Source organism: Acidicapsa acidisoli (genome assembly GCF_025685625.1).
Classification (GTDB): domain Bacteria; phylum Acidobacteriota; class Terriglobia; order Terriglobales; family Acidobacteriaceae; genus Acidicapsa; species Acidicapsa acidisoli.
Map to the genome: position 1 here is coordinate 2,033,541 of NZ_JAGSYI010000001.1, position 22,970 is coordinate 2,056,510.

The window sequence follows — 22,970 nt, forward strand, 5'->3', positions numbered from 1 at the left end:
TGAGCCTCCTACTCTCCGGCCAACGCAAGCACGCGCGTGACTCCGGCAAACATCTTTTCGACGCTCGCAAGCTCCTGTTCCAGGTGTTTCCTGCCGGCCGCCGTCACTTTGAAGATCCGCACCGGACGGTTTCTGGCCGAAACCCCCATCTCTGTCTTAAGCCAACCGGCCTTCAACATTCGCTGCAGTGCGGGGTAGAGAGATCCTTCTTCAATCTGGAGATAATCCTCGGAAATGTCCTTGAGCCGTTGCACGAGCGCATAGCCGTGCATCGGTTTCCAGCTTAGGCTCTTGAGGATCATCAGTTCGAGCGCGCCAGGGAAGAGATCACGACATTCGGCTTTCTTCCTCATGCGCTAGACGATAGTAGTTTGAAACAAGTATGTCAAGAATAGTGTATTCGGACTAATAGATTGCGCTCTGCTCTTCGTTTCCCTCACGAACTCCCAGCGCTCGCCACTGTATTTCGCTGCAATTCATGGTTGGTAAAGCCAGGCGTGGTTCACTCCCGTGCCTCCCGGTTTTGAATAGCCCCCGGCGAGGAGAACTCGGCCATCGCCCAACAATGTGGCAGTGGAGAACAGAAATCCATCGAGCGCTGCACCTCCCACTGGAACAAATGCTCCGGAATTTGGATCGTAGACCTCAGGTCGATCGGCCCCACCCGCAATCAACCCCCGGCCATCTCTAAGCGAGACCACAGCTTTTGACAACTTAAAGCGATTCTCATTTAGCTCCGGACCGGGAAAAAATGAGCCCACTCGCGGATCATAGATCTGCGTACTTGTCACGCGTGTTCCCCATGGGCCACCGGCTTGTCCGCCAGCGATGAGTACACGACCATCCGGCAACATCGCGCCGCCGAACTTGCTGCGTGGAACCGTCATCGTGCCTGTACTGATGAAACGTCGCGAGGATGGATCATAAAGATCGGTACTTGAAGTACCTATCACGAGTGCTTTGCCATCATTCAGCAGCATAATTTGCGTTGGTCGGACAGATGAGTCTTGCCCAGCGAAATGAAGGTACCGGTCGAGGGGTGATAAAGCTCCGCAGAGAGTACTGAAGCACTGTCCGGAGCCGGTTCGCCCCCGACCAGCAGCACGTCTCCGGTCCTCAAGAGCACTGCCCGCGCTTCCGCGCGTGGGACAGTCATCTTGCCGGTAAGTACAAAGGTCCCAGTGGCCGGATCATAGAGTTCTGTCGATGCCGTAAAGCAGGGTGAATCACAGCCGGTTGAGCCTCCCGCAACGAGGACCTTCCCATTCTGAAGGAGAGTTGCTGTGACCCCCCAGCCGTGCGGTGCTATGGGTTTTCCGGTTGTGATAAAGCGACCCGTGGCTGGATCGAATAATTCGGCTCCTGGCTGCATCACACCATTGCGCTCAATCCCACCCACGATTAACACGCGCCCAGTGGGAAGGAGGACCGCGGCGTGATCGAATCGCGCTACGGTCATCTGCCCGGTCGCAACGATAATGCCAGCAGTACGGGTTGTTGCGCCTCTACCGGGCTCTGCCCAAAGCATGCTCAGCAAGAATGCTCCAGTTGCCGTCGCGAAGATCCGCAGGTTCATTCGTGCTCCTCCTCCCGTTACCTGGAATGTTGGACGCCAAGCGTACCTGATTTGTCAGTGCGTCCGTTTGACTAAGCTTCAAAGACTGAGTCTCAAGTCACGGACTTCAAATGACGATAACAGGGCAACGCGCTTATCGACGCCGGATGCCGCGCGGACATCTCAATCGTACGTTTGTGTGCTCGGAATCGGCGATGGCTGACTGTAGTCGATTTTGTGGCGGTCAAAGCACAAGCGATCCACAAATATCACCAAACCATGGATTGGAGCCATGCCACTTCACATTTCAAAGCACTTAGAAGCCGCTAATTTCAACAGACTTCAACAATCGGCTTGACCTGCTTTGGGACAGATGGAGTGCCTTTTCTAAGTTCAATCTCTAGAGCTGCTTACGAAACGCGCTACAGAGGCAAGAGTCCACTTCTAACCCGCTCACAGATTTTCCTCAGCAAGACTCGGATGATTTTCAATCTGGATTTTTTTCGAGGTTCCTCGTGGAACGATTCTGCCGAATGTCCATCGCGGGTTGTACGTGGGCACGATGACATCATCATTGATGCCTTTTCGGGAATTTCTATGAGTGAATTGACGATTTGCACAAAGTGGGAACCCTTCGCGTAACCGGCCCCTTCAATTCTCGGTGTTTGCATCGGATCGAGACGTCAGGCCCAGTGACGTCGAGCGCAACTGTAGTGAACATGCGAGTTCTCATTCAGCGGGCGAACATCAAAGCGCAGGTCGCACGGTCCATCATCCTAGATAGGCACCCGACATACCCTCACTCTTCCACAGATTTGATGGAGTCGCCTAAAATAAGGCCTATGGCGCGGGTCATCCTTCGCCAACGGCGAACGGCCGCAACTAGTTCTCTTCGCCCTTTGGGGCTAAGCTGATAAAAGTTTGCCTTGCGCTTATTCTCGCTGGCTCCCCACTCGGAAGACACAAGTCCACGGTCTCTCAAGCGGTGCAGCGCTGGGTAGAGCGAGCCTTGCTCTATCTGAAGAGTATTTTCGGAAGTCCGTTCAATAAGCCTCGCGATGGTGTGCCCGTGGGCAGGGCCTATCATCAAGGTGCGAAGAATGAGCATGTCAAGCGTACCCTGCAGGATCTCACCAGCTTCCGGTGGTCTTTTGGCTGAGGTCACTTGCTGGTCTTCTTATCTGAAAACAGACCGTAAACATCGACTTCATGTCCAGCGCCAACGTAGACATGCCCGTTTACGACAGTCGGGATATTGAAGCGAACTGCTGGCCCCGCGCGATCCCGACCCGGGTTCTGCTCGCTGGTATAGAGCAAGTGTGAAATATCGGATGCATCAAAGGCATAAAGAACTGCGTTACTGTAATCAACATTCCCACCCTGCGAACGGAGGACCCAAAGAACGCCATCGTGCATACCATTTGAAGATGCTGTTGGGGTCGCAGCTAGGCCAGGGAATTTCGAATCGCTAGCCGCTTTGAGCGTCAGTTTTCCGTTGTGCAGCGCAAATTGACGAAGAGCACTGTTAGACCCGTTGCTTAGCACGTAGAGGTTGTGATTCCAGAAGGCCATCGAGCCAAAGACGCCCCCGCCTGGGTTTAACACGGTTTGTATGATCTGACCATCATTGTTGGAACGGTGATGACCCATGTGGTCGCGGTCGATTAGGTAGATGGTCCCCTCTTTCCCGGCAATAACCACAAGATGCGGGTGGGGCCCACTCTGGGTTGGTAAGAGCAATGGACCTCCCGAACCCAGGTCGTTGTCATCAGCATTTAGTTTGTCAACGTTGAATGGCGCAAAATAGTCCGCGATCTTCAAGCTCTGGCCCTCCAACTTCAGCAGACTGTCCCCATAATCACGCCCGCCGTTGGCAGAATCAAAGCGTCCGTTTCCTGTCGCAACGAACAGATTCCCTCCGCCGTCAGCCGCTGGCCCCGTATCGCTTGCCCAGATGCCGCTGTCATCCCCGTCGGGAGACGTATTGAACACCGCTCGTCTTTCGAGGGAATGCGCATCGTAGGCCATCAACCAGCCGTGATAAGGGCCGACATCGCAAGAAGAAGCCCAGCTTAAATAGACCAACCCGTTTGCGAGCAGAAGCGAAGCTCTGGGATTTTCGCGCAACGGGTCGAAAGCCAGCTTCCCCGACTCGCTACCCGTCCCTTTTCCATTGATGGTCGCTCTGATCTCAATGGGGCCCCCGAATTGTTCGAGACCGGTCGTGACCGACAGCCCATGCAATCGCTGAGTGTATTGCGTAGACCGCGTTGTTTGCTCCTTCGTGCGTACGAGCACATACAACGTGCCGGTATCCGGATCGATTGCAGGTGTCGAGGTGATGCCGACTTCCGGCTCGATGTAGGGGCATTGAACATCGTCCGCTGGGACAGTCGTCACACCTTTCCTGAGAAAGCTCACGTGCCAGAGTGGCAATGAGGGATGGCCATAGGCATCGAAGGCATAGACACTGTCATGCTCAGTAGCGACGAACAACACATCGTGGCGCCCTTTGCCAGGAACGTCTAATCCAGCGAGGAACAGCGGCTGTGCATAGACGTCTCCATCGACTTTGAGCACGAACCTTTTTCCGAAGTGCCTTACGTTGACATTACGCGGAGTCAGGGTGCTTTCAAGTTTGTTAGCGCCGTTCCGTATATTGTCATACTGAGAGGTGGTAATATTTTGCGCGCAAACGGAAAACCCCGCGATCAAGAACGGAAAGGGCATGCATCGCATCGCCAGTCTCCAAAAAACGATCATTAGAATTGGCTCTCCCGTTCGCTGGAATTAAGGCTGCATTCGGCTATTCGAGCCTGAGGGCCGTCATTGGATCGACGCGAGTTGCTCTGCGTGCTGGAATCCAAATGGCAGAAAGTGCGACCGCACCAAGAAGTAGTGGAGTAAAGATGAAGGCGACTGGATCCCACGGCTTAACTCCAAAGAGAAAGCTGCTCAGAAAGCGTGTGAGATAAAATGCTCCGCCTAATCCGACGATCAAGCCGAGCAGAGCAAGCCGCATGCCCTGGCCAATCACCATTCTGCGCAGATCGGAGGCCTGCGCTCCCAGAGCCATGCGGACCCCCATTTCTTGAGTGCGCTGCTGAACGGAATAGGACATCACACCATACACCCCGATGGCGGCCATAAGTAATCCAGCGATGCCGAAGATCGTCAGCAAAACCATGTTGAAACGTTGACGAGCTGTGTCGCGCGCTTCGACCTCGTCCATGGTTCGCACCTCAGCAACTGGTAAGCCCCCAGTGGCTTCACCTAATGCCGATTCGATAGGTCCCCTCACGGAGTACGGGCTCACCTGACTACGTACGATCCACCACAGAGGGACGACCTGGAAGTTGAGGGCCGTCAACGCATCCGGCATCTGTGCGATAGGGATGTACATCGTAGGGAATGGGTCTCGGCTGACTCCAGCATCGCGAGTGTCCCCCACGATGCCGATGACCTGTCGCGTCCCGGACTCTAATGGCGGGCCGCCTGCTCCGATCTGAATGCGATCCCTCAGTGGGTCTCCATCGGGCCAATATTGTCGGGCCATTGCTTGGTTAATGATGATCACTCCAGGTGCTGCGCTACCATCATGCTCGGTGAATGAACGACCGCGTAGCACAGGAATTTCAAAGGTTGAAAAGTAGCCACTCGAAACGGAAAACAGACCTCCAACTCCGGTCGAGGGCGCGTTGCCTTTAGGACGTCCTGATACGTCAAAGCCCATACCGAAACAACCCTGCAGAGGGAGGCACGAACTCGCAGACGCATCGATTACACCGGGGACAGACAGAAGGCGCTGACGCCCGTCACGAACGATCCGGGCAACGGGTTCGGTTCTCTGAAAGCGGCTGGCGGTTATGGACATCGACGCACTTAGCACATTCCGGGTTGTGAAGCCGGGATTGACACTTTCCAGCTTCTGGAACGTTCGAATAAGCAATGCAGCTCCAATGACAAGAATCAGAGCTAAAGCCATTTGGCCAGTAACGAAAAGCGCACTGGCCTTTCCATGCCGAAGGCCAGTGCCAGAACGACTGGAGTTTTCATTAAGAGAAGAAGTGATATCTGGACGCGACGTAGAAATAATCGGGGCTAAACCAAAGAGAACACCGGTCAGGACTGAGATGCCAAGGGTGAAGAGCATAACCCGGTAATCGAGCAAAACTTCCGATCCATTTTCCCCGATTCGAGGTATGTCGCCCGGACTGATTCGCAGCAAAAGCCGCACACCACTGAACCCAAAGACTAAACCGAGGAGTCCACCTGTAATCGATAGCGTAAGACTCTCCATCAAAAGCATCCGAACAATCTCTCCGCGCCCAGCTCCCAGAGCCGTCCGGATCGCAAACTCACGTTTACGAACTGAAGCACGAGCCAGGAGTAGATTTGCCACATTCGCACAGGCGATGAGCAGAACGAAGCCAACGGCTCCAAGGAGAATCATTAGCGGAAAGCGGGTTGTACCAACTAAAGACTCTTGCAGGGATACCGCGCGGAATCCGCCGTGGGGTGGCAGAGCGTCGGGTCCATAGCCACGACGGAATTGCTCGGCAGCAAGCAATAGCTGCGCGTTTGCCTGGGCGATAGTTATGCCGGGTTTCAACCTCGCTGCCACGTTAAATTGGCGCGCCATCTCCCGCGAGTCCAGATTCAATTGAAAAGGTATCCACAAGTCGATCGGAGTATCGGTAACGAACTTACGACCGATGACGCCTATCACCAACCAGGATTGGTCATCTAGCTGGATACTAGAACCGACGATATTGGGGTTTGCGCCAAAGTGACTTTTCCATAAACCGTAACTCAGAACCACAACATGACCACCGTTGGGACTATCTTCTGATGCAGTGAACGTCCGTCCAGCGATTACCGGTGCGCCAAACAGTGGAAAGTAGTCGCTTGTTACATGGCCACCCCTCACCTGCTCGGGATGGCTTCCACCAGTTAGATTTATTCCTGCCCCACCCCAGTCGTATGCGGCGACCTGACGGAAGATGGCAGATTGTTGCTGCCAGATGTTGTATTCGGGAATACTTGCGATAGGAATCGGCTCGCGGTCACTCGTCGTTAGCAGTTGCACTAGAGTCTGTGGTTCGGGATAGGTCAGGGGCTGAAAGAGCACGGCGTTCACCACCGAAAAGACCGCGGTGTTCACACCGATACCCAGGGCAACAACGAGGGTCGCAATCAATGTAAAACCTGGAGTTCTGGAAAGAGAACGAATCGTCAACCGCAGGCATTGCCATTCATCTCCGAGCCAACCGAAAGGTTGCCATGAACGTATGGGCATTTATTCACCTCCCTTGGATTCAGTCAATCCCTCAAGCGGCACTCCGACGATTGCTAACGCACCTTCTCTGCAGCTATAGATTTCATGTTTGGTGGTGCCCCAACCGGATGGATTTCGGCTCTGGAGCCGTCTTTTTCAGTCAAAATGAATTGAAATCCGTCCTCCACGGTGACGTGCAAAGAGGCACCCTCTGGAGTTGCTCTGGTAATTTGCTTTGGCGTTGTGTCATCAGAAGGATCAGCTCGAAGCAGAGTGCCATCACGTTTCAGTGCAATCCGGGACTGGGTGGCAGACCCTGTATAGTTGGTTCCGCTTCGAACCAGGGTCATGGTGGCAAAACTTCTCCCTTGAAACATCCAGTGCCAGGTTCCCGCGAACTTCTCTCCCGGCGCTGAAAGGTCAGAGCTTGTTTGTAGGCTCATTGCGTGTGCAAGCACTGCTCCTACGCTCATCGCAATACTCGTTGCCAAGATTAATCCCGAAAGAGCGGCGCGGGATAACTGAACCCTGTTCTCAGTCAGCGCTCCAATCCGAGCCTCCAAATTGTCGCCATCGAACAATCCCATTGCAATGGCGTTGCCTCTCGAGGTATGCAGACTCAGAGACGCCAAACGTACGAGTGTGTTGGCATAGAATCGACGCTTTCCGAGACGTGTGGCTGCGTAGTCATCGCAAGCGAGCTCTCGCGTGTGCGAGATTTTTGACAGCAGGTAGTTTGTGCCGGGATGCCAAGAGACAGGTAGCGAGATCAATTCACACGCGACGTGAAACATAAAATCTCTGCGACGAACATGGCCATATTCATGCGCCAAGATCACCGAAAGGTCCTGATAGGCAAGGCATGGGAGCAATTTGCTTGGCAACACGATGGCAGGATGAAATGCTCCGATAGTCACGGGATCGTCGATAGCTGCTGATTTCAGGAGAGCGACGCGGTGTCTGCTCTCGAAAATCTGACTCGCCACGCCTAGATCACCTGACGAAAGCACGAGCGCTTCTCGTCTTAAGCGGCGGACCCGGCGAACGGCGCGGCAGAATCGAGTTAACCGAAAGAAGACAAGCACTGCCCAGGCGCCGATCATCAAGCTCTGGATTCCCGGTGAGGTAAGAAAACTCTGATGTTGCTCAAGGCTGTCTCGCAAAATCCACGGTTCGTAATTTCTTGCTGCGCCTCTGGACGAGATCTGCAGTGCTAAGCCTTCCGCAGCTCCTGTGGAGTGCCGATGCCAAAGTGTGTTAACTGCTGGGGCGACCAAAGAAACCAGAAGCACCAAGAGATAAAGGAGATACTGATACTTTGCCCTCGCTTTTGCAATGAGGCATGACAATGCCGCCGCTACGATCGCGAAAAGGGCTATTTGCACACACGCGTTGAACAAGAGATCGAATAGTATCGCGCGAGCTGGATTCATGTCGGTTCCTCCTCGTTGCTCTCAGCGTTCCTTAATCTCTCTTGCAGTTGCGCAAGTTTGCGGGCGTCGAGCTGCCGGCTCCGAACAAGAGTCAACAGAAGGTCATCCACGGAGCCTTTAAACACTCTATGCAAAACGTCTTTGATTGCGTGCGAGTCGGCAGCCTCTTGAGTAACGCTCGCTCTGTATTCGTATGCGCGTCCGACGAGCCTTCTCTTTACCTTCCCCTTGCGAAAGAGAACATTCAACGTGGTTTGGACTGTTGTGTAAGCAAGCTGAGGCTCACCCGACAGTCCCTGCAAGACCTTCTGAACATTTCCTGCGCCGCTGTCCCAGAGCACACGCATAAGCCGTCGCTCTAATGGGGTCAAGACTCCGGTTTTCTTCGGCATCGAGTCGATCCTCGCCTGTAACAACTATGCATATAGGAGTTCAGGAGCATTTGTCAACTATGCGCATAGGAGATGGACAGCGCATCGTAGCGCTGGCCATCGGTTGAATAGAAAATCAGTCAATTGGCGACTACAGGGCGACGCGCTCATTGAGCCTATATCGGTCGGGTGTTGGAGTACTTCCGAGGAAGGCGTTTACCGGGACTGATCGTGGTCTTCTAATCCACGTTTGAGGTATTCCCCTGGACTGGCTCCAACAATTCGCTTGAACGCCTTACTGAACGCAGCGTCGGACTCGTAACCGACCGACCGAGCAACGTCTATAAGCTTTTTGTCACGCTGTTCGAGTAACTGCATCGCCTTCTGCATCCTCCACTCGGTTACGTATTCCAACGGTGTTTGTCCGAGTAGCTCTTTAAAACGTGCTGCGAATGCGGAGCGAGACATGCCCGCCGCTTCGGCCAGGGATTCCACCGTCCAGGGTGTATTCACACTGTCGTGAACGGCACCCAAAGCAGTGCCTATTTGAGGATCGAAAATCGCACGAAGCCATCCTTTGTTGCGTTCCGGTCCCGACGCGATATGCGCCCGGAGTACCTGGATAAATAGAACCTCGGCTAGCCGAGTCGCGACGACTTCGGATCCCGGCGCCTGTTCTGCCATTTCTGACGCCAGCGCCTGCACCGTGTTGTGGAGAGCAAGCGTGCGTGCCTGATCGGCTTTCATCAGAATGAAGCTCGGCAATAACTGAGTGATCGGCTTGAGGCTGGCGCGATCGAAGCTCAAGGACCCACAGACGATGGTCGTCGGCGCGCCGCCACCTCCACAAAGAGCGACATTGCCGTTGGCCCCGGCCCCGATCTCGCGGAAGGTCCACCTCGGCCGTGTTCGCGGGCTGTCGCGCAAAACAATCGAAGTCCCCTTAGCCAGCAAAAAGCAGTCACCACCGGTGAGGGGAATGGGCTCCGCAATCCCGTCCACACTCAGCCAGCAGTTGCCGCGCGAAAGCATGGCAAAGTGCGCCAAATCGGAGGGTGGCGCTTTTTTGCCGGAAAGCGCGGGTCTTTCTTCCGCCTGATTTTCCTGTTTGATGCCCCACGGGGCTGTGGCTTCGAGCCTGTGCAGACCGAAAGCGGTTACGTGCATCGTTCTGAAGATGTCTGTTATCGGGTCCAACTGAGCCTCCATCTGCTCTTGAAATGCATAGTGTTCCGTGAGGACTGTACGAAACTGCGCAGCTTCGCTTGTCGGACAAGCGAAGCTGCAGGTAGAAGAGGCCTCACCTAGACGGACATTCTCCTTCCTTCAGCGTCAAAACTCATTTTCCTCGAGCCGCGCGTCCGAGCTCCAACAAAAAGGTGCAAGACAGCTCATTGTAGCCATCTTTCTGGACGAATAGACAAAAATCTTGGACTCCTGAGCAGTTTTCGTCCGCCGCCAAAGAATCTACCTTAGTGTACAGAATGCTTCACAATTTCCGAAGGGAGTAAACATGGGAAAGCTTCAAGGTAAGGTTGCAGTCATCACGGGTGGGGCTACCGGCATCGGCCGCGCCGCAGCAAAGCGCTTCATCGAGGAGGGCGCCTTCGTCTTCATCTTCGGCCGCCGGCAGGCAGAGCTCGACGCCGCTGTCGCTGACCTCGGGCCCAATGCCCGCGCGGTACAAGGTTCGATCTCCGATCTAGCCGACCTCGACCGACTCTACGCGGCGGTGAAGGCCGAGCGCGGAACCCTCGACATCGTTTTCGCCAATGCCGGGGCGGGAAGCCCGCTTCCGCTCGGTAAGATCACTGCCGAGCACATTGACGAAACCTTCGACACCAATGTGAAGGGTACGATCTTCACGGTCCAGAAGGCGCTGCCGCTGATGGGCAAGGGCGGTTCGATTATTCTGACCGGTTCGAGCGCCGGCACCACGGGCGCCCCGACAATGAGCGTCTACAGCGCGAGCAAGGCGGCAGTGCGGAACCTCGCACGGACTTGGGCGGAAGACCTGAAGGGCACCGGCATCCGGGTAAACGTGCTGTCGCCCGGAGCGACGACGACCGAACTCGCGAAGGCAGCGCTAGGCGAGGAGGGCCAGAAGGTCTACGCCGCGATGACTCCGCTCCAGCGCATGGCCGATCCGGCGGAGATCGGGGCTGCTGCTGCCTTTCTCGCGTCGGATGACAGCAGCTTCATGACTGCTAGCGAGCTCGCCGTCGACGGCGGCCTGGCGCAAATCTGACGCACTACGCCTTTCCGTAGATTCAACAGAAAAACAACGAAAACAAAAGGGAGAAAACATATGAGTAATAATCTTGGACAGAAATTGGCGGGCAAAATTGCGGTTATCACAGGCGGCAGCAGCGGGATTGGCTTGGCCACCGCCAAGCGCTTCGTGGAAGAGGGTGCGCACGTCGTGATCACTGGGCGACGGAAGAAAGAGCTGAAGGAGGCCGCAGCCATCATCAAGAGAAACATTACGACGGTCGTGGGCGACGTGTCGCGCTTGGAGGATCTGGACCGGCTCTATGCCGTCGTGAAAGAGAAACATGGTCACATCGATATTCTGTTCGCGAACGCGGGCGCAGGTACAATCGCACCGCTCGCGGTGGCTACCGAGGGACATTTCGACCAGACCTTCGATGTGAATGTAAAGGGAATGTTCTTTACGGTGCAGAAGGCCCTTCCCCTCTTCAAAGACGGCGGCTCGATTGTCCTGAATTCTTCTGTCTCAAACGTGCTGGGGCTTCCAGGCTTTACCGCCTACGCCGCCAGTAAGGCGGCTGTGCGCAACTTCGCGCGCGGCTGGACTATGGAGCTAAAAGACCGCAACATCCGGGTGAATTCGATGAGCCCCGGACCAATCGATACCCCGGCCTTGGCGACGACGACGGGCCTTACAGCTGAACAGGCCGAGCAAGCGGTCGCCCAGTTTACCTCGCAGATCCCAATGGGTCGCAGAGGCATGCCCGAGGAAATTGCGGCAGCAGTCGTATTCCTCTCCTCTGATGAAAGTTCTTACATCACCGGTGTGGATCTCGCCGTCGATGGAGGCATGGCGCAGGTCTGATCTCGGCGCGGTTCCGGGGCTGGCGCTCCAGCTCCGCCAGTCCTGGGATCACGCTTCTCAAACCTTTAGTTCTAACACCAGATCGGAGAACATGATGAGCTATGCAATTGTAGGATTCGGTAAGATCGGTCAGGCTCTCGCCCACGCCTTCGCTCGTAAGAACATTGAAGTCACCGTCGCTAGCCGCCGGAAGCCCGGGGAGTTAGCGCCGCAGGCTTGGGAGATTGGAGCCACGGTCGTCGCCAAGTCGCTGCAGGATGCACTCGACGCCGACACAATCATCTTGGCGGTACCGTTCGGGGAACATCGCGAGATTGCGAAAGCCCTGCCGAGTTGGAAAGGCAAGACGATCATCGATGCGATGAACTCGTTTCCAGCCCCACCTGAAGAGCTGGACGGCCTCCCTTCCTCCGCCTTCGTGGCGAAGTCGTTTACCGGCGCCAAGTTGGTGAAGGGCTTCAATCACCTAGGTGCGGCCAAGCTGGCTACCGACCCGGTTGTAGAGGGCGGGCATCGCGTCGTCTTTCTTTCGAGCGACGACGATGACGCGTTCGCTCCCGTGGTGGATCTGGCGAAACAACTCGGGTTCGCTCCCGTCAAGCTCGGAAGGTTTAACGAGGGTGGCGCGTTAGTGCACGCACGCGGTAAAACTTGGGGTCGACTCATCTTCCAGGATTTGTTCAAGAAGGAGCAGTAATCGATCGTCGACCGTGTGATTTGGCCCGAGAAGGTTGGTTCCGGACGTCCGATTCGATCGGACGCACTTGACCTAAGAGAAAAGGAGAGATTTCGATGAGCATCGAAAAGAATGTCCAGGTTGTGAGGAATTTTCTTGCGGCACTCGGCAGCCGCGATAAGCAAGGACTGCTGGCGTTGGCTGCCGAAGATATTGAGTGGATCGTTCCGGGCGAGAACTGGCCGCTGGCCGGCACGCACCGCGGGCACGCGGGATTGGAGAATTTACTTCAGAAGGCTAACGAAACGGTGGAAACTTCGTACCCAGAGCCCCCCCGAGTTCATAGCGCAGAGAGACCGGGTCCTGGTCATCGGCGTCGCTACTGGGAGAATCAAAGCCACGAATAAACCGTTTGAAGACCATTGGGTCTTCGATATCACGCTTCAAAATGGCAAATTGACGAAGGTTCAGGAATATATCGACACGCAAGCATTGGCGCGGGCATCCGAGACGGACGCGAGCCCCAGGCCCTAACCCATCGAAACTGATCGATCTCGGGCGTGCGTTTTCGCCGGAGCGCCACTGAGATGTGATCGCTATCGAGAGGTTGCTGATCGTCTCCATGCTCCTCTGACGATAAGGGCGTTTTGTATGAGCAGGTCCCAACTGTCAAATATTTTTCCTTATCAGGGCCTTTGCTTTTGCTGTTGTCGTTGCTTTTGATGTTGCTCTCCACCGGGTTTGTATTCGCACTCTGATGAGTCGGATGAGGTCTGGGCTCGGTGCCGGTTGGGGTTCGAGAGGAGAGTCGATGCTGCCATTTATCGGACGGCCTTGGAAAGCCAAAACGCCGACGCAGTCATCGGAACGCGGTGTCGATGCAACGGACAAACTTTACGCGGCTTGGTGATAGAACGGGATGTACGATTCCTGCGTAGTCCAAAGGTGATGAAGGAGCACAGCCAGCTTGCGAGCAACCGCCACGACGGACTTGTTCTTCGCCTGCTTGCCGCCTCTGGCGGCCAGGTGCAGGCCCCACTGTCGAAGCGCCGAGTCTCGGCCATGAGGTCGCAGGATATGGTTGGCACACTCGATCAGCAGACTTCGAAGATACGCGCTACCAGCCTTGGTTTTGCCGAGTTGCGGATCACGTTCGCCGGACTGACTGCGTCTTGGTCGAAGCCCAAGATAGCAGCCAACGTCTCGGCTGCATCTGAATCGTGCCTTATCTCCGAGCGTCAGCACGAAGGTTAGCGCAGTGATGTGGCCGACTCCATGAATCGTCATCATGGCCTCGGTCTCGGTATATGCGGTCTGAGTCAGACGTTGGATCTCACGGTCGTACTGCTTGATCTTCAGAGTCATGTCCGCGATCTGACCAAGGATCGGACCAAGTGCCAGCTTCAGCCCAGGCGGTAGCGCAGCCTGACCTCGTTGTGCGAAGCACTTGGTGGACGAAGCTGGCATGCGGTGACCGCAAGTCTTCGTCAATCCACGCACAGCGTTCACCGCTGCAGTGCGTAGTCGAACCAGAAGCTCTCGAGCACGAATAAGAGTCAGGGCTTCCTGCTGTTCAACCGTGCGATGCGGGATCGGCCGGAGGATCTCAGGATCGAGCCGCGCGTAACGGGCCAGCTTCTCCGCATCTACATCGTCGCTCTTACGATCGCTGTGTGAGATCGTCCGCAGTTCACGCACGTTGGCGACGATCACCTCGTGGCCCAGCTGTTCGAGCTGTTCGCTGATCCAGATCGAATGCACGCCGACCTCCATCGCCACTCGAGCATGAGCCACGTCGGTGAACCACTTATCGATGGCCTTCGGCGTGGTCCGAAAGCGGCCTCGATCGATCACTTCTCCTTGCTGGTTGAGGGTGCAGTAATGGCTCCAAACGTCGCCAAGGTCGATGCCGATCGTCAGCTCAACTTGGCCACGCTTCAGGGATACTTCCGCGATGAGGTGTTGCGCACGCTTCTTCATGGGAACAGTCTGCTCCTCCTTCGGAGGACCTGCTCATCCCATTTATCGGGAGGAATAATCATAGCTATCTAAGGCTTCTTGTCTCTGTGCCAGTGAACATAGGTAGTGATGAACTCCAACCCGGTCACTTTGCCTTCAGTATTCACATCGAAGATGACACGCGTCGGAGCGTCGCGGAGGAAGTATTGGGTGTTAGACTCTGGAAATAGCTCCTGCGCTTTTGATCCGAGTGGTATCTCCGCCATCAGATGGCTTCCGTCCTGGGTAACTTTGATGAAATCGTAGGTTCCAACGTAGCGATCGAATTTCGATGGCTCCACTGGCACCACGATATGCTCGACCGGCTTGAAATCAGGCCAGTCGTACGTTTGGGCAACGCTGCGAACAATCTGGTCCGAGAGAGGGCCGCCTTCCCCTCCGCTGGTGAGCACCACCACTCCATTCCCTGAGGGATATCCCACCATGTCGCATTGATAGACTGCAGACCCGCCATGCTCGAAGTAGATATTCGGCTGTGTGCCTCCCACGCGCACGCCCAGGCCCCAACGGATACTATCCGAGGGCCCCATGCCCGCAGTCACCATTGCCCGCGCCATCTTTTGATTAAGCACACGGTGAGATTCTCCGTCGTACTCTTTCTCCAACTCGATGATGAACTTTGCATAGTCGATCGCTGTCGTCCACAACCCGCCCGCCGCTGCATTTGGCTCCACAATTTGTGCGGGTGCGTACCCATTCGTTCCACCCTCGTCGTAAGCCGTAGCCGCGGTCGCTGCTTCCTCGGGAGAGAGCGGCGCTTTGAAGGTGCTGTTGTTCATTCCAATCGGCGTCAAAACCAACTCTTTCATCGCCTCTGCAAAGGGCTTACCCGTAAGCTCGGAGATCAAGAGTTCGAGGATCAGGTACCCGCCATTGGCGTATGCATACTTTGTGCCTGGCTCCCACTCCACGCGAACAGGAGGCGTCGTTGCCGGCGGCTTTCCATTCAAAATCTCAAGGATCGACGGCACACCCGTAGCCGGGTTGTAGATCATGCCATTGTGTGTGCCAATTCCCGACGTATGGCTTAGCAGTTCACGAACTGTGACGGGATGGTCTTTCGTGTACTCATTGGCTGAGATCTTCCAGGCCTTCAGGTAGGTGTTCACATCCACGTCCAGGTCGATCTTGCCTTCCTGAACGAGCCTTAGAATGGCCATAGCGGTCACCGGTTTGCTCATGGACGCGGCACTAAACAGGGTTGATGTAGAAACAGGCGCCCCGCCAAGGCGTACCACGTCGTAACCTTTGCTCCAGTCAATTCGCTTATCGCGAATCACGGCGATGCTCACCCCAGGCACATGTAGCCGCGACATCTGGTCCGCCAAGGACATTCCTGGATCAGGACGGCCTTTGATAACAGTCAGAAAGTGAAGATTTTCTTCCACGGCCTTTTCATTAGGCGCCGGTGACTGACCTCCTGAAATCTGCCCCGGCGCATTTCGGAGAAATAAGAAGGCTGCCAGCACAAACCAAAAGCGTGTACGCATCACCTCTCCTTGTCACCACTCTTGTATTTCAGGACGGTCGGCACTCGAGAGTCGAAGTCTTCACAACGACAGCAACATACTACATAGCTACATCTGACTGACGCTTCAGATCAGAGTGCGGTTCAAGTGAACATAAACAGTTTTCCGATCGGGCGGTAAATCGCTCACGCTCATCGAGGAGATTGGTAACGATAATGTATGGTCCGCCGCGTGACTGCAAGGATTAGTTCGAGCGAGAAGACAAGTCTGCGGCAATGTATTCGGCCTTTGATGGAGCGGCGTGCTCCTGGCCAGGATGAGTTCCGCTGCGTGTCTGTCCTTACAAGTCGGTCGGTCGTTGAGGACCATTATCGGTATCAGGTTGCAGACACGCCGTTGTGACTGTTCTTTCGTCCTTGCTGTTCCTGTGCAGACTTCGTGGAAGCTTGATTGCAGCGAAGGCGTGGTCTGCGCTCGACCGTTGCTCGCAGACGGTGCCCAAGCCCCTGGGCGCGGTCAGCATTACCCTCTGGCATCCTTACGAATGCGGTCCTTCCCCTTCGCTGTGCTGCTAGCTTAGCTCATGCCGCTGCCGTAGCGCTGATGATAGGCCGGTAATCTTCTCCACTGGAAAGCACGGCCCATGCGATGCGCGCGAGCTTGTTGGCCATCGCGACCACCAGCACGTTGCGAGGCGCTCTAGCTTCAAGTGCGTTCATCCATGTCCCGATGGTGAAGCGATCTCGTTTTATGCGCATGGCCGCGGCGCGTGCGCCGTGGATCAGCACCTTACGCAGATAGATGTTGCCGCGCTTGCTGATGCCCAGCAGCTTGGCCTTACCGCCCGTAGAGTGCTGTCGCGGAACTAGGCCGAGCCATGCTGCGAAGTCTCGGCCCTTGCGGAACGCTGCGCCGTTGCCGATGGCGGCAACGATGGCTGTCGCGACGATAGGCCCGATGCCTGGGATCTGGCGGATGCGGCAGCAACCCGCATCGCTGGCGGCGATCTGCTCAAGTCTGTCGGTCAGCTCGTCGATCTGCTGTTCGACGGTCTTCCACTCGTCCCACAGGATGCCGATCAGGTTGCGCATCATCGGCGTCAACGCGTTCTCTGCGTTCTCGAGAACATCTGCCATGGCTGCCTTCAGCTTCGCCGGCTTCTGCGCAAACACCATGCCACGTTCCAGCAGGAATGCCCGTATCTGGTTGATCACCGCCGTGCGCCGCGAGACGAGCCGGTCTCGAACCAGGTGGATCGCTTGCAGGTCCAGCTGGTCGTCCGTCTTGATCGGGACGAAGCGCATGTTCCTGCGCTCGACAGCCTCAGCGATGGCTTCTGCATCCAAGAAGTCGTTCTTGTTCGACTTCACAAACGGCTTCACGAACTGCGCTGCGATCAGCCGCACGTCATGGCCTTGCTGCCGCAACGCTCGACCGAGAAAATGCGCTCCAGAGCAGGCTTCCAATGTTGAATGCTTGTCTGTTCAATTCCATATTGTATTGCTGCTTTAAGTACGTCGACGGATCATCGGCCTCGGAATAGAACTTTTTAAGTGCCTTCAATCGGAGAGTTGGATTCTGCTCGCTTTGGTTCTCGATGAAATCGACCGCGCGTTTGGACGTGCCCTGCATTTGCTGTTCAAGTACTGAGAGAAACAGATCTTCTTTACTTTCAAAGTGCGTGTAAACAGCCCCTCTCGTCCGGCCCACTTCTGCTGCGATGTCATCAATCTGAGCTCGCTCGAATCCTTCTCGAACGAAAATCTTTCGGGCCGCTTGAAGCAAAGCTGTGCGTGTCGTCTCGCTTTGCAATTGATGCTTGTTGGGCCTGGGCGGCTTCATGGCGCAATCGTAAGACACGTACACAGTGCTTGTAAATGCGTACGCATGTGTATTGCTCTTCTCGCTTCCTTCCAGAGTCAGAGCAGACGGGTTTGCACTGGATCTCCTGGAAGCCTTCGAAACCCGACGGACAAAGGGGAGGAGAGCGGGATGAGGGTCCGGGAGAAACCGAAGCGGTTTCTCCCGGACCGCGCGGCATACTACTCCACAAGAAAGCCCCGGACGAATCCGGGGCTCAAAGGCAAGCGCATTGCTGACCAATAGGGTTAGGCTGCCTTCTGCTTCTTCACAGCACTCTTCTTCTGAGGAGCCTTTACGACCGTGGACTCTTCACCCTTGTTCGCGGTCTTCGGTTTGGGAGACTTGGGCTGCGGTGGAGCGAACGCCGCCTCGGCTTCTGAGAGTGGGTCTGGGTCTTCTCCGCGGGGAATGCCGACGTGATCTGTCAGCACGAGGCGCAACGCGAAGCCGGTTAGCTTGTCGTCTGCGGTGTTATCGAGTGCGGCGAGTACGATTTCCTCGTCGGTCTGCGGTACGTTCTCATCGCTCCCGGCGGTGAAGTGGCTCGCCACTTCTTCAAGGAAGCTGTAAGGATCGATGTGGACCAGCAAGCGCAGGAGGGCGCGAAGCTGCGCAGCGCTAAACATCGCCGGGACCTGGTCGAGAATGCGTTCGAAGGTTGCGGCACGGGCCTTGCTCAACTCCTCCCGTCGTTTCTGTTCGGCCTCGTACTCTTGTTGTTGGCGTTCCTGCTCGGCTTTGCGCTCCTCCTCAAGGCGCTGTTGTTGGGCTTCGTGCTCCAGGCGGCGCTGTTCGAACTCCGCTCGGCGCTGTTCGGCTTCCTCTTCTGTTTCCTCCTCCGATGCAGGTTCCATCACAGGGGCCGGGTTCTCGGCCTCCTGTCTGGCAAGACGGGCGGCGGTTTCAGGATCATGCACCGGGCAATGGCCGTCGGTGCAAACGGTGATGGTCTTTCCGGCATTTCGTCCGAAGACGATCAATGCGGATTTGGTATTGGGGCATGGCGGCTCGGCGTCCGGATTGTCGGGAATGTCGAGTTCCCGGTAGGAGTGCTTGGACAGAACGCCGGGGCGTTGTTCCTTAGCGGGTCGCCACGTCGTCTCAATCTGGACAAGATGAGGCCGCGCGACGAGTTCGCGGTCGATATGCGCTGAAACCTTGGTTTGATAGCAGACTCCGTCGAGGCACTGGTCCCCTTGCACGTCTGCGAAGAGTGAAGTGTTATATCCACTGCGGCGGGAGCAGGTCACGCAAGCTCCAGCGGCAGGGTTGAGAGTGATGTCTTCTACGTCGAACGGAGCGTCGGCGAGGGCAAGATAGAGGTTGGTTTCGATCCAAGCGGCAATGTGCTTGGCCGGTAGCAAGTGGGGTTCTTTGTCGTTCCAGTCCTTGCGCCAGCACTGCTCAAAGGCAGCGGCTTGATGCTCCTGCGGTAGGCGGGCGATAAGGTAGGCGTGGCTGGCGGTAATGCGTTCCTCTACAAATGCCTGTGCCACATCGGGGATGAGTTGCAAGAGGGAGAGACGTGCGTAGATGTGCGATGCGCTCTTGCCTGACTTCAACACGAGCGCGGCCACATCGTAACCGGGCATGTCGAGCAAGCGCTGGAAGCCCTGCGCCTCTTCGTATGGATGGATATCGACGCGCTGCGAATTTTCAACTTATCTTTAGTCCTTCAGAAGCAGCCTATGACGTACACGACGAGGGGTATTCGAACGTCGTGGAATCTTTATCTGTAGTGTTCTATGAAGTAGATCAGCCGGCATGGGCGCTGTGAGCGTAGCGAACTGCGCCCATGCCGGCTGATGCCCGGCTCTGGAGGCAGACCGTGGTGAAAGTACAGAGGATCAGGGTTCCGGACACGGGACATCTGAGTTGGATCGTCGTCGACGGGGAGCACCTCCCGGTCGCAGTGTTGAATGAGTATCTTCTCTACCTTCATCGGCTGGGGAGATCGCCCAACACGGTAAGGGCATATGCACATCATCTGCAATCGTTCTGGGCGTTCCTGACCGAGCAGGAGCATGACTGGCAAAGCTTGAAGCTGACTCAACTGGCGGATTTCGTGAGCTGGGTGCGATATGCGACGCGAACCGGTGGACAACATCGCTCCGATGCCACGATCAATCTGATCCTGGCGGCCATCGGGTCGTTCTATGAGTATCAGGACAGGCTTGGGGTAGAGACGGCGATCAGCCGCTCGCGCCGCTTTGGTGCAAAGAGCCCCTACAAGCCGTTCCTGCACCACATGAGCCGAACTCACTCGTTGCGGCATGCGGTCGTGCGGGTGAAATCGATCAAGCGTCTCCCACGTGTGTTCTCTCCCTCAGAGGTTCAATCCCTGCTCGATGCGTGTACACGTCTCCGGGACCGACTTCTCTTGTGCTTGTTGCATGAGAGCGGGATGCGGATCGGTCAGGCTCTGGGCCTTCGCCACGCCGACATCCGATCTTACGACGGAGCGATCGACATCGTGCCTCGCGCAAACAGCAACGGCGCTCGTGCGAAGTCGCGCTCTCCGTATGTAGTCCATGTCTCGAAACAGGCGATGGCGCTGTACGCAGACTACCTGGTCCATGAGTATGGAGAGGCTCCTCACGACTATGTCTTCGCGAACTGGTGGGGCGGCGAAGTCGGGGCTCCGATGCGGTATGCGACTGTGATCGATCTGTTCCGTCAGCTCTCGAAGAGAACCGGGCTGAAGGCGACGCCACACATGTTCCGTCACACGCATGCAACCGATCTTCTCCGAGCTGGATGGGATGCGGCCTATGTGCAGCGGCGGCTGGGCCACGCTCATATCCAGACGACCGTCAGCACCTATGCCCACTTGTCTATCGAAGATATGGGCGAGATGTTCGAGCAGTATCAGAAGGAGCGTGCGCGATGACCGCCAATGCTCACTGGACCCGCGCAACTCAGATCAAGCTCATCGCTGAGTTGGAAGGCTTCTGGGCAGCCGATCTATGGGACATGCACCACAGCCCAGTGAACGACTTGTCTCCCAATGCAAAGCAACGCCACCTGAAGTTCCGGTGCAAATCTCCGGCTCTCAATGGGGAGTTGAAGTATCTGTGCTGGAAGAAGTTCTCCAACGGCGACTGGCGAAGCACTCAAGAAATCTCCCGTGTTCATCGCATGATCCACTGGCTGAACAGCATGCCAACTTTGCCGCTGTCCCTGATGGACAGAGACTTCGAAGGATGGCGCGAAGTCTACCGGAATTATCTGATCGAGCTTGGGCAATACAAGACGGGAACGACGAGCCGCATGAACGCCCAGCAACATCCCGCTGTCACAGCACGAGACAGCGGCTTCGTTAGCACTCTGCGGCAGTCCTGCATCCTGCTCAAGCAGGCCTACGATCTTCGTCCCGCGCACCATCAAGATGTCTGGGATCTGAAACGCATGGGTGTGCCCACCAACCTCTCGCAATCGAACGGCAAGATGAGCTTTCTTGCGATCGAACAGGAATGGCTTCGTGCGGCGGTAAAGTCCTACTTGACCTACTGCCTGCCGCTTTACTCTGCTAGCACTTGCCGCACCAGAGTACAGTCCCTTGCATGCTTTTCGCAGTTCCTCGCAACGGAGAGGCCGCGTACGACGGGAAGATCCATCACACGGAGACTGCTTCTCGAATATGTCAGCTATCTGCAAGGAAGAATCAGCGTCGGGACGGCGAAGAACCACATACTCAATCTTCGCAACTTCCTTGAGATGGCGCATCGGGAGGGATGGCTTGCGGTTGGGCCGGACCGTCTGATCTACGACGAAGAAGTCCCGCGTCCATCCAAACCTCAGCCTCGTTACCTGCAAACAACGGTACTGGACCAACTGAATGAGCACCTCTCCGATCTGCAACCGTCATGGCGCTGCAAGGTGCTCATCCTCCAGGAATGCGGCATGCGCATCAGCGAACTGCTCCAGCTACCCATCGACTGCCTCACGCAGGACGCACGCGGCGTCTACTACCTGCGGTACATGCAAGGGAAGGTGAAGCGAGAAAACGCAATCCCCGTCTCAAAGGAGATCGCGCAGATTGTGCAAGAACAACAGGCTGAAGCGCGAAGCCGCAGGAAGCCTTCGATTTGGCTGTTTCCGAACGAGCGAGGAGGAGTCATCAAACAAGCCACCTTCTCAAACCGGATCAATCGGCTCGCTTACGACCACGATATCCGTGATGCCGCCGGCAAGTTGTTCCGCTTCCAGGCGCACCAGTTCCGCCACACGGTAGGAACGCGCATGATCAACCTCGGCGTTCCACATCACATCATCCAGCGCTACCTCGGGCATAAGGGGCCCGAGATGACGAGCCGTTACGCTCATATCCACGACGCCACGATGAAGGACAAGCTATCGGAGTATCTGAAAGGCACTCTGATCGATGTCTCTGGCAAAGTGGTTGCGGAGGAGGGGGTAAACGACACCGCCGATCTTCAGTGGTTCACCCGCAGTGTACTGGCGCAAGCTCTGACTAACGGCTACTGCGCGATACCCATCGTGGCAGGGCCATGCCCGCATCCAAATGCCTGCCTCAACTGCGCCCACTTCCGAACCGACGCTACTTTCCTCGAAGTTCATCGCGCTGAACTCCACGAGACGGAGCGCGTCATCGCCAAGGCCGATGCCAACGGATGGGTGCGACAGAGTGAGATGAACGCGCGGAAACGAACAAGCCTCATCAACATCGTTACAACACTGGAGACTCATCATGGTTAGGAATCTGGCAGGTCTGAAGCGCAGTACTCAATCGCGCAGCGACGGAGCGATGTCGCGCGCCACCGCAGCAATCCGAAAGATGCAGTCCGAGGAAGTTGAAATCAACTTCCGCAGCGTTGCCACACAAGCTGGCGTCTCGACGGCATGGCTTTACCGAACGAAGTCCATGCGGGACAAAATCATGAAGGCGCGAACCACCTCGCCGACTGTTGCCGGCGAAATTCCGCAGCATCGTCAGCGGCTCTCGCAGGAACGAGTCGTGGCAACCCTGCGACTCCGCATTCGAACTTTGGAGGTAATCAATCGCGAGTTGAAAGAGCAGCTCGAAGCCGTCTACGGCGAACTTGCGGTGGTACAACCGAAGCTGGAGTCCTTGCACCGAACGTCTCAATAATGAGGCAATTGTCTGCGAAGGATGTTCCGAGGCATTCCGGAGTGCGTGGTTGCCACAAACCTGACTTTCCGGGACTGGTTGGTTGCCGCGGCGCTTCATCAGGTCTGCGATTACGAT

General features: G+C 56.1%; 20 protein-coding genes and 1 pseudogene. 7 read left to right on the forward strand and 14 right to left on the reverse strand.

Annotated elements, in window-relative coordinates:
* Positions 1-8: 8 nt before the first annotated feature.
* The 9 genes from OHL23_RS08170 to OHL23_RS08210 form a co-directional block, all read right to left on the reverse strand.
* The gene (locus OHL23_RS08170; RefSeq protein ID WP_263351288.1) at positions 9-353 is read right to left on the reverse strand and encodes a PadR family transcriptional regulator; all 345 of its coding nucleotides are present in this window, start codon (positions 351-353) and stop codon (positions 9-11) included.
* Between the two features lie 123 nt (positions 354-476).
* Positions 477-887: a kelch repeat-containing protein gene (locus OHL23_RS08175; protein ID WP_263351289.1), complete on the reverse strand. Its 411-nt coding sequence runs from the start codon at positions 885-887 to the stop codon at positions 477-479.
* 83 nt (positions 888-970) lie between these two features.
* A complete protein-coding gene (locus OHL23_RS08180) occupies positions 971-1,576 on the reverse strand; it encodes a Kelch repeat-containing protein (RefSeq protein ID WP_263351290.1) in 606 nt (201 codons plus the stop codon).
* A gap of 778 nt (positions 1,577-2,354) precedes the next feature.
* On the reverse strand, positions 2,355-2,720 hold the full coding sequence (locus OHL23_RS08185; RefSeq protein WP_317891658.1) for a PadR family transcriptional regulator: 366 nt from the start codon (positions 2,718-2,720) through the stop codon (positions 2,355-2,357).
* Positions 2,717-4,135, reverse strand: coding sequence for a PQQ-binding-like beta-propeller repeat protein (locus tag OHL23_RS08190; protein WP_263351291.1), 1,419 nt, complete (start codon positions 4,133-4,135; stop codon positions 2,717-2,719). Before OHL23_RS08190 ends, OHL23_RS08185 begins: the two co-directional genes overlap by 4 nt.
* 226 nt (positions 4,136-4,361) lie before the next feature.
* Complete coding sequence (locus OHL23_RS08195) at positions 4,362-6,854, reverse strand: ABC transporter permease (protein WP_263351292.1); 2,493 nt, start codon at positions 6,852-6,854, stop codon at positions 4,362-4,364.
* Positions 6,855-6,907: 53 nt separating this feature from the next.
* The gene (locus OHL23_RS08200; RefSeq protein ID WP_263351293.1) at positions 6,908-8,266 is read right to left on the reverse strand and encodes a M56 family metallopeptidase; all 1,359 of its coding nucleotides are present in this window, start codon (positions 8,264-8,266) and stop codon (positions 6,908-6,910) included.
* Positions 8,263-8,658 (reverse strand): BlaI/MecI/CopY family transcriptional regulator, encoded by a 396-nt coding sequence (locus tag OHL23_RS08205; RefSeq protein WP_263351294.1) that lies wholly within the window; start codon positions 8,656-8,658, stop codon positions 8,263-8,265. The genes OHL23_RS08200 and OHL23_RS08205 overlap by 4 nt, the downstream gene beginning before the upstream one ends.
* Before the next feature lie 195 nt (positions 8,659-8,853).
* The gene (locus tag OHL23_RS08210) at positions 8,854-9,834 is read right to left on the reverse strand and encodes an AraC family transcriptional regulator (protein ID WP_263351295.1); all 981 of its coding nucleotides are present in this window, start codon (positions 9,832-9,834) and stop codon (positions 8,854-8,856) included.
* A 316-nt stretch (positions 9,835-10,150) separates the two neighbouring features.
* Here OHL23_RS08210 and OHL23_RS08215 point away from each other — a divergent pair, with 316 nt between their 5' ends.
* From OHL23_RS08215 to OHL23_RS08230, 4 genes are all read left to right on the forward strand, one after another.
* Positions 10,151-10,885 carry an SDR family NAD(P)-dependent oxidoreductase gene (locus OHL23_RS08215; protein WP_263351296.1) on the forward strand — a complete coding sequence of 245 codons (735 nt, stop codon included), beginning with the start codon at positions 10,151-10,153 and terminating at the stop codon, positions 10,883-10,885.
* Positions 10,886-10,945: 60 nt separating this feature from the next.
* The gene (locus OHL23_RS08220) at positions 10,946-11,713 is read left to right on the forward strand and encodes an SDR family NAD(P)-dependent oxidoreductase (protein ID WP_263351297.1); all 768 of its coding nucleotides are present in this window, start codon (positions 10,946-10,948) and stop codon (positions 11,711-11,713) included.
* Positions 11,714-11,807: 94 nt separating this feature from the next.
* Positions 11,808-12,410 carry an NADPH-dependent F420 reductase gene (locus tag OHL23_RS08225; RefSeq protein WP_263351298.1) on the forward strand — a complete coding sequence of 201 codons (603 nt, stop codon included), beginning with the start codon at positions 11,808-11,810 and terminating at the stop codon, positions 12,408-12,410.
* Between the two features lie 95 nt (positions 12,411-12,505).
* Complete coding sequence (locus OHL23_RS08230; RefSeq protein WP_263351299.1) at positions 12,506-12,796, forward strand: nuclear transport factor 2 family protein; 291 nt, start codon at positions 12,506-12,508, stop codon at positions 12,794-12,796.
* Between the two features lie 487 nt (positions 12,797-13,283).
* On the opposite strand, the gene OHL23_RS08235 is transcribed toward OHL23_RS08230, so the two are convergent.
* The 5 genes and pseudogenes from OHL23_RS08235 to OHL23_RS08255 all read right to left on the reverse strand — a co-directional run bounded on the left by OHL23_RS08235 (position 13,284) and on the right by OHL23_RS08255 (position 19,377).
* Positions 13,284-14,369, reverse strand: a complete 1,086-nt coding sequence (locus OHL23_RS08235; RefSeq protein WP_263351300.1) for an IS110 family RNA-guided transposase — start codon at positions 14,367-14,369, stop codon at positions 13,284-13,286.
* 68 nt (positions 14,370-14,437) lie between these two features.
* Complete coding sequence (locus tag OHL23_RS08240; protein ID WP_263351301.1) at positions 14,438-15,898, reverse strand: serine hydrolase; 1,461 nt, start codon at positions 15,896-15,898, stop codon at positions 14,438-14,440.
* Positions 15,899-16,458: 560 nt separating this feature from the next.
* A pseudogene (locus OHL23_RS08245) lies at positions 16,459-17,343 on the reverse strand (IS110 family transposase); the annotation flags it as partial.
* Complete coding sequence (locus OHL23_RS08250; RefSeq protein ID WP_263351303.1) at positions 17,285-17,719, reverse strand: TetR/AcrR family transcriptional regulator; 435 nt, start codon at positions 17,717-17,719, stop codon at positions 17,285-17,287. The gene OHL23_RS08250 and the pseudogene OHL23_RS08245, both read right to left, overlap by 59 nt.
* A 266-nt stretch (positions 17,720-17,985) precedes the next feature.
* On the reverse strand, positions 17,986-19,377 hold the full coding sequence (locus tag OHL23_RS08255) for a ParB/RepB/Spo0J family partition protein (RefSeq protein ID WP_449701814.1): 1,392 nt from the start codon (positions 19,375-19,377) through the stop codon (positions 17,986-17,988).
* Positions 19,378-19,568: 191 nt separating this feature from the next.
* On the opposite strand from OHL23_RS08255, the gene OHL23_RS08260 reads away from it, so the two are divergent.
* From OHL23_RS08260 to OHL23_RS08270, 3 genes are read left to right on the forward strand one after another with little or no spacing between them, the layout of a single operon-like run.
* A complete protein-coding gene (locus tag OHL23_RS08260) occupies positions 19,569-20,630 on the forward strand; it encodes a site-specific integrase (protein ID WP_263351305.1) in 1,062 nt (353 codons plus the stop codon).
* Positions 20,627-22,459 carry a tyrosine-type recombinase/integrase gene (locus OHL23_RS08265; RefSeq protein WP_263351306.1) on the forward strand — a complete coding sequence of 611 codons (1,833 nt, stop codon included), beginning with the start codon at positions 20,627-20,629 and terminating at the stop codon, positions 22,457-22,459. Before OHL23_RS08260 ends, OHL23_RS08265 begins: the two co-directional genes overlap by 4 nt.
* Positions 22,452-22,853 carry a DUF6262 family protein gene (locus tag OHL23_RS08270; RefSeq protein ID WP_263351307.1) on the forward strand — a complete coding sequence of 134 codons (402 nt, stop codon included), beginning with the start codon at positions 22,452-22,454 and terminating at the stop codon, positions 22,851-22,853. Before OHL23_RS08265 ends, OHL23_RS08270 begins: the two co-directional genes overlap by 8 nt.
* Positions 22,854-22,970 lie beyond the last annotated feature (117 nt).